At 61.9% G+C, this 6,865-nt stretch carries 6 protein-coding genes and 1 pseudogene; 3 read left to right on the top strand and 4 right to left on the bottom strand.

The window, feature by feature from the left end; translation table 11 throughout:
* Both HT737_RS15860 and HT737_RS15855 read left to right on the top strand, forming a co-directional pair.
* A pseudogene (locus HT737_RS15860) lies at positions 1 to 564 on the top strand (glycine betaine ABC transporter substrate-binding protein); the annotation flags it as partial.
* A gap of 211 nt (positions 565 to 775) precedes the next feature.
* Entirely contained in the window at positions 776 to 2,344 is a 1,569-nt protein-coding gene (locus HT737_RS15855; protein WP_121182898.1) for a SulP family inorganic anion transporter, read from the top strand.
* A 125-nt stretch (positions 2,345 to 2,469) separates the two neighbouring features.
* Here HT737_RS15855 and aroE read toward each other — a convergent pair whose 3' ends face one another.
* Entirely contained in the window at positions 2,470 to 3,291 is an 822-nt protein-coding gene (aroE, locus tag HT737_RS15850; RefSeq protein ID WP_182403210.1) for a shikimate dehydrogenase, read from the bottom strand.
* Positions 3,292 to 3,300: 9 nt separating this feature from the next.
* Complete coding sequence (gene hemF / locus HT737_RS15845; RefSeq protein WP_182403208.1) at positions 3,301 to 4,215, bottom strand: oxygen-dependent coproporphyrinogen oxidase; 915 nt, start codon at positions 4,213 to 4,215, stop codon at positions 3,301 to 3,303.
* A 163-nt stretch (positions 4,216 to 4,378) separates the two neighbouring features.
* Between hemF and HT737_RS15840 the strand changes: the two genes are divergently transcribed.
* Positions 4,379 to 5,356, top strand: coding sequence for an NADPH:quinone reductase (locus tag HT737_RS15840; protein ID WP_182403206.1), 978 nt, complete (start codon positions 4,379 to 4,381; stop codon positions 5,354 to 5,356).
* 65 nt (positions 5,357 to 5,421) lie between these two features.
* On the opposite strand, the gene HT737_RS15835 is transcribed toward HT737_RS15840, so the two are convergent.
* A complete protein-coding gene (locus tag HT737_RS15835) occupies positions 5,422 to 6,096 on the bottom strand; it encodes a hypothetical protein (RefSeq protein ID WP_121182894.1) in 675 nt (224 codons plus the stop codon).
* Positions 6,097 to 6,336: 240 nt separating this feature from the next.
* The coding region (locus tag HT737_RS15830) for an L-threonylcarbamoyladenylate synthase (RefSeq protein ID WP_182403204.1) at positions 6,337 to 6,865 on the bottom strand (529 nt) is incomplete at its 5' end.

Raw genomic sequence — 6,865 nt, 5'->3', positions numbered from 1 at the left:
TGTGGGATGCCGGTGTGCATGACTTTGCCGACCTGAACCAAATACGCGGACAAATTCGACAAGAAAATCTACGGCATCGGTTCCGGCGCGCCCGCGAACATTTCGCTGCAGGAAATCATCAAGAAAAACGACTTCGACCTCGGCCAGTGGAAGCTGATCGAATCCAGCGAACAAGCGATGCTCGCCGAAGTCTCGCGGGCCGTGAAGAAGCAGAAATTCGTCACCTTCCTCGGCTGGACCCCGCACCCGATGAACGTGCAACTGAAGATGCATTACCTCAAGGGCGGCGAGAAGTATTTCGGCGACACCGGCAGTGTCTACACCCTGACGCGCAAGGGCTACGCCGAGGCTTGCCCGAACGTGGGCAAGTTGCTGACCAACCTGTCGTTCACTCAGGACATGGAGAACAGCATCATGGCCGAGGTGGTGAACAAGAAAGTCAGCAATGCCGATGCGGTAAAGGCCTGGATCAAGGCCAATCCGGCGGTGCTGGACAAGTGGCTGGAGGGGGTGAAGACCGTGGATGGCAAGGAAGCTTTGCCAGCGGTCAAAGCCAAGCTCTGACGCTTTCTACTTGACGACAACTTACTCGTGGTGAGGGGATTTATCCCCGATCGGCTGCGCAGCAGTCGCAAGGTCTATGCACTCGGTATACCTGACTCACCGAGACCGTCGGTTTTGGGGCCGCTTCGCAGCCCATCGGGGATAAATCCCCTCGCCACAGTGATTGGCGCGTCCTGATAACCTTGCCTAAACCCACACGCCGCGAGGACCCATGGCCCTGCCCAGTCGCCACTCACTTTTCCCCTTCCTGACCTGGCTGCCGCGGCAAACCCGCGCCAGTGTCGGCCGGGATCTGGTCGTTGGCCTCAGCGGTGCCATTCTCGCGCTACCGCAGTCGATCGCCTACGCGCTGATCGCCGGCCTGCCCCCGGAATACGGCCTCTACGCCGCGATCATCCCGGTGCTGATCGCCTGCCTGTGGGGTTCGTCGTGGCATCTGATTTGTGGCCCGACTGCAGCAATTTCGATTGTGCTGTATGCCAGCGTCAGTCCCTTGGCCGTGCCCGCGTCGCAGGACTACATCACGCTGATTCTGCTGCTGACCTTCCTTGCGGGAATTTTTCAGTGGCTGCTGGGGTTGCTGCGCTTTGGCGCTTTGGTGAATTTTGTCTCGCATTCAGTGGTGCTCGGTTTCACCCTCGGCGCGGCAGTCGTGATTGCCATCGGCCAGTTACCCAATCTGCTGGGGCTGGACCTGCCGGCCAAAGCCACGGCGCTGGCCAGTCTGATGGATTTGTTGAACCACCTCAGGGCTGTGGATAAACCCTCTTTGCTGCTCGGCCTGGCCACCGTGGTGGTTGGCGTGGTGCTGAAACAACTGCTGCCACGCTGGCCGACGTTGTTGATTACGTTGGTGTTGGCCAGCCTGCTGGTGTGGCTGTGGCCATCAATGTTCGGCCATGTACATCGGGTCAGCGCCTTTGTCGGGCGCTTGCCGCCGTTCAGTGGCTTGCCACTGGATCTGGACCTGATCCTGCGCTTGCTGCCGAGCGCGGTGGCGGTGGGCATGCTCGGGCTGGTCACCAGCCTGTCGATTGCCCGTTCGATTGCCGCGCGTTCGCAGCAGTTGCTCGATGCCAATCAGGAAGTCCGCGCGCAGGGTTTGTCGAACATTGTCGGGGCGTTCTTTTCCGGATCGCTGTCAGCCGGCTCGTTCACCCGCTCGGGCCTGAGTTACGAAGCGGGTGCCTGCTCGCCGCTGGCCGGGGTGTTTTCGGCGATCTGGGTCGCGCTGTTCGCGATTTTCGGCGCCGGGCTGATTTCGCACATTCCCATTCCCGCCATGGCCGGGAGCATTCTGCTGATTGCCTGGGGTTTGGTGGATCATCGCGGGATCCGCTCATTGCTTCGAGTCAGCCGCGCCGAGTTCGTGGTCATGGCGCTGACCTGCCTCGCTACGCTGCTGCTGGAATTGCAGACAGCAATCTATGCCGGAGTGCTAGCGTCGCTGTTCTTCTACCTCAAGCGCACCTCGCAACCGCGAGTGCAGCATTGGCGCGAGGGTGAGGAGGACGTGCTGCGGGTTGGTGGCTCGATCTTCTTTGGCGCCAGCCATTACCTGCAAGTGCGCCTGCAGCGGCTGCACGGCACGCGGGTGGTGATCGAAGCGCAGCAGATCAACTTCATCGATTACTCGGGAGTGGAAATGCTGCATCAGGAGGCGCGGCGCCTGCTGCGTCAGGATCGCAGCCTGACCCTGCGCCGGGCGCGGCCGCAGGTGGTGGAGGAGTTGCGCAAGCTGGAAGGGCCGGAGAAATGCCCGATCCGGTTTGAGGACTGACCTGCCGGCCATACCAGACCTCTGTGGCGAGGGAGCTTGCTCCCGCTGGCTGCGCAGCAGCCCAAAGCCGGTTGCGGGCGCTTCGCACCCGAGCGGGAGCAAGCTTGCTCGCCACAAAGACTCTGTTATTGCGCCAACTGGCGGCGTAGCTCGGCCAATACCGGCGCCGTATCCGGACGCACCCCGCGCCACAGGAAAAACGCCTCGGCAGCCTGTTCAGCCAGCATCCCCAGACCATCCATCGACACCGCCGCGCCATGCTCGCTGGCCCAACGGCAGAACGCGGTCGGTTCCTTGCCGTACATCATGTCGTAGCACAGGGTCTGGCCCGGCTCGATCAAGCTTGCTGCAATCGGCGGCACGTCGCCGGTGAGGCTGGCGGAGGTGGCATTGATGATCACGTCCACCGGCTCCTGCAACCAGTCGAAACCACTGGCCGACACTGGCCCCAGATCACAGAACAACTCCGCCAGCAGCTCGGCTTTGTCCACGGTCCGATTGGCGATGATCACCGACGCCGGTTTTTTCGCCAGCAACGGCTCCAGCGCGCCACGCACCGCGCCGCCGGCGCCGAGCAGCAGAATGCGCTTGCCGGTCAGGCTGAACCCGGCATTCACCGTCAAGTCACGGACCAGACCGGCGCCGTCGGTGTTGTCGCCCAGCAGCGAACCGTCGGCCAGTTTGCTCAACGTGTTCACCGCACCAGCGCGTTGTGCACGGGCGGTCAGGCTGTTCGCCAGACGATAGGCCTCTTCCTTGAACGGCACGGTGACGTTGGAGCCACGACCTTCCTGGAAGAACGCCGTGGCGCAGGCACTGAAGCCGTCCAGCGGCGCCAGCAGGGTGGTGTAGTCCAGGCGCTGCCCGGTCTGTTCGGCGAACAGTTTGTGAATCATCGGCGACTTGCTGTGGCCGATCGGGTTACCGAATACGACGTAACGATCCATCAACAGTCCTCAGGCCTGGGCCAACCAGTCGCGGTCTTGCAGGAAGTAGTCGGTCAGGCGCGCTTCCTCGCTGCCGGGCTCGGCTTTGAAGTCATAGGCCCAGCGCACTTGCGGCGGCAGCGACATGAGAATCGACTCGGTACGCCCGCCCGATTGCAGGCCGAACAGCGTGCCACGGTCGTAAACCAGGTTGAATTCGACGTAACGGCCACGGCGGAATTCCTGGAATTCACGCTGCTTGGCGCTGAATGCCTCGTGCTTGCGGCGCTGCACGATCGGCAGGTAAGCGTCGATGTAAGCGTCGCCGATGGCGCGCATGAAGGCGAAACTGGTGTCGAAGTCCCACTCGTTCAGGTCATCGAAAAACAGGCCGCCGATGCCGCGCGGTTCGTGGCGATGCTTGATGTGGAAGTAGGTGTCGCACCACGCCTTGTAACGCGGATAGACGTCCGCCCCGAACGGCGCGCAGGCTTGCTCGGCGACGCGGTGCCAGTGGATGCAGTCTTCTTCGTTGCCGTAATACGGGGTAAGGTCGAAGCCGCCGCCGAACCACCAGACGGGTTCTTCACCTTCTTTCTCGGCGATGAAAAAGCGCACGTTAGCGTGGGACGTTGGCACATGTGGGTTGTGCGGGTGAATCACCAGCGACACGCCGAGGGCTTCGAAACCGCGACCGGCCAGTTCCGGACGATGGGCGCTGGCCGACGGTGGCAGACCGCTGCCGAACACGTGGGAAAAGTTGACGCCACCCTTTTCGATCACCGCACCGTTCTCGATCACGCGGGTGCGACCGCCACCACCGGCAGGCCGGCTCCAGGCGTCTTCAACGAAGCGCGTACCGCCGTCCTCGGTTTCCAGCGCGGCGCAGATGCGGTCTTGCAGGTCGAGCAGATAGGCCTTTACGGCTTCGGTGCGGGTCGTCATGGCTTCACCTTGAATCGGGCATAACTACGCGCACGCCCCGCAGGCAGGGGGCGGCGCAAATGGGCGCGTAGCATAACACCGCAGGCAAGCGTGCCGCAGTTGACGAAGATCAAGCAGGGGAGTTGGATAGGGGGCTTACAAACGACCCAAGGAGAGCAGGCAGATGGCAAAGCGTATCCAGTTCCGTGCCCATGGCGGTCCCGAAGTGCTCGAGTATGTTGACTACCAGCCCGCCGCGCCCGGCCCGAATCAGGTCCGGGTGGCCAACAAGGCGATCGGCCTGAACTTCATCGACACCTATTACCGCAGCGGTCTGTATGCCCCGCCAGCCTTGCCGTCCGGTCTGGGCGCGGAAGGTGCCGGCATCGTCGATGCGGTGGGCAGCGACGTCACCCGGTTCAAGGTCGGCGACCGCGTCGCCTACGGCAGCGGCCCGTTGGGTGCCTACAGCGATTTGCACACCCTGCCCGAAGCCAATCTGGTGAAGCTGCCGGACGAGATCAGCTTCGAGACCGCTGCCGGGGTCATGCTCAAGGGCCTCACCGTACAGTATCTGCTGCGCCAGACCCATGAACTCAAGGGCGGCGAAACCATTCTGTTCCACGCCGCTGCCGGGGGTGTCGGTTCGCTGGCCTGCCAATGGGCCAAGGCGCTGGGCGTGAAACTGATCGGTACGGTCAGCTCGAAGGAAAAAGCCGAACTGGCCAAGGCCAACGGCGCTTGGGCGACCATCGATTACAGCCACGAAAACGTGGCAGAGCGGGTGCTGGAGCTGACCGATGGCCAGAAAGTCCCGGTGGTGTACGACGGCGTCGGCAAGGACACCTGGCTGACCTCGCTCGACAGCGTCTCGCCGCGCGGACTGGTGGTGAGTTTCGGCAACGCCTCCGGTGCAGTGGACGGGGTCAATCTGGGGATTCTCGCGGCCAAGGGTTCGTTGTACGTGACCCGGCCAACCCTGGCGACCTACGCCAACAACGCCGAGAACCTGCAGCGCATGGCCGACGAGCTGTTCGAGATGATCATCAGCGGCAAGCTCAAGGTCGACATCAGCCAGCGCTATCCACTGGCTGATGCGGCGAAGGCGCAGACCGAACTGTCGGCGCGACGCACCACCGGCTCGACCATCCTGCTGCCCTGATCCACCTTCGGCGGCTTGCCAGTCAGGGTTGCAACTTCCTGGCTGGCAACACCGTTCGAACGCGTTCAACACCTCGGCAGATGACACTCCTGCGGTTTCTGCACCAAATGGCCAACCGTCGCGTGATCCGGCGGTTGAACCGCCGCGAGGATTTGCCGCCATTCGGCTGACACCACCCAGTAATCGCCGCGTGCGCGCTGTTCGATGTGCAGCGCGTTGGAGGCGATCGGCATCAGCCCGAATCGCTGGTAAAAGCGCAACTGTTGCGATCTGCACAACGCGGTCACGCCCTTATAGCCGCGTTTGATGGCCCATTCGGTAGCGGCTGCCAACAGACCATTGACCGCGATCGGTAGCTGATGGGGTGTGTAGGAGATCAAGCGGCTGAATTCGACATGGCGCGACAGCGCCGCCGTGGGAGAAACGTGTTGCTGCGCCAGCGATACCCATTCGAACGGTGCCGGAGTCGCCCTCAATACCGCCAGCAGTTGATCGTGGCGATACAGCAGAAAGTGAGTACTGCGCGACTTTATCGCCAGTCTGGTTTCGAGCATCCGCGCCCGTGAAGTCAGCATGTAATGCTGCAGCCGAAGCCGAAATTGTCGATCGATAAACCGGTCGAACTCCTGAGTATCCGCCCCCGCCTCAAGCGTCACGATGCGACACCCGTCATGGTGACTTTTCAACGTCACCTGAAGCGCCCGCAGGTAATCCGTGAGTTGCAAATTCGTAGTGTCCATTCTTTCTCCGCAGACCTTAACTTATCGAAGTGTTTCAAGTGCAGGGAAAGGATGGTTGCTTTTGACAATTCCGCCACGCCAGAAAATCTGATAATCAGGTGGGAAATATCAATGAATACGGACACTTGGCGACTTTTCCGACATGGAAAACAGCGTCATTGCAGGATGAATCGCAGGCACGCGTAGTCTTCCTCGCCATTCAGGCGAGGAAGACTCACGGTAAAGGTTTTCGACGCAGGATCAGTCGGGACGAATGACCTTGCCGGTTGCCAGATCGCGGATCACGCTGGGGTTCTTGCGCCCCCCCAGTTGGCCGCCGAGGATCAGATCGATCTGCCCACGGAAATACTGCTCGACGCGCAACCGCGTGCGCGCCGCCGGCCGCCCCTGCGGGTTGGCCGAAGTCGAGATCAACGGCCCGACCATCGAGCACAGATCCCGCACCTGCGGATGATCGCTGACCCGCAAAGCCACAGTGTCATGCACGCCCGTCACCCATTCCGGCAACAGGTTCTGATGCGGCACCAGCCAGGTGTTCGGCCCCGGCCAGGTGCTGGCCATACGGTCGATCCATTCTTGCGGGAAATCTTCGAACAGGAAGTCGAACTGACGGATATTGTCGGCGACCAGGATCAGGCCCTTGTCCACCGAACGGTTCTTGATCGCCAGCAGCCGATCCACTGCCTCTTCGTTCCACGGGTCGCAACCCAGCCCCCAGACGGCTTCGGTTGGATAGGCAATCACCGCCCCGGCGCGAATCTCTCGTGCG

Source organism: Pseudomonas sp. MD195_PC81_125 (genome assembly GCF_014060985.1).
GTDB classification, from domain to species: Bacteria; Pseudomonadota; Gammaproteobacteria; order Pseudomonadales; family Pseudomonadaceae; genus Aquipseudomonas; species Aquipseudomonas parakoreensis.
The sequence above is the reverse complement of the archived record's forward strand: the minus strand, read 5'-3'. Positions and strand labels throughout refer to the sequence as shown.

Bases quoted from the DNA above. Each gene is read 5' to 3' on its own strand.
- HT737_RS15835 (WP_121182894.1), bottom strand. From the start codon at position 6,096: ATGGACACTACGAATTTGCAACTCACGGATTACCTGCGGGCGCTTCAG.
- HT737_RS15840 (WP_182403206.1), top strand. From the start codon at position 4,379: ATGGCAAAGCGTATCCAGTTCCGTGCCCATGGCGGTCCCGAAGTGCTC.
- HT737_RS15855 (WP_121182898.1), top strand. From the start codon at position 776: ATGGCCCTGCCCAGTCGCCACTCACTTTTCCCCTTCCTGACCTGGCTG.
- hemF (WP_182403208.1), bottom strand. From the start codon at position 4,215: ATGACGACCCGCACCGAAGCCGTAAAGGCCTATCTGCTCGACCTGCAA.
- aroE (WP_182403210.1), bottom strand. From the start codon at position 3,291: ATGGATCGTTACGTCGTATTCGGTAACCCGATCGGCCACAGCAAGTCG.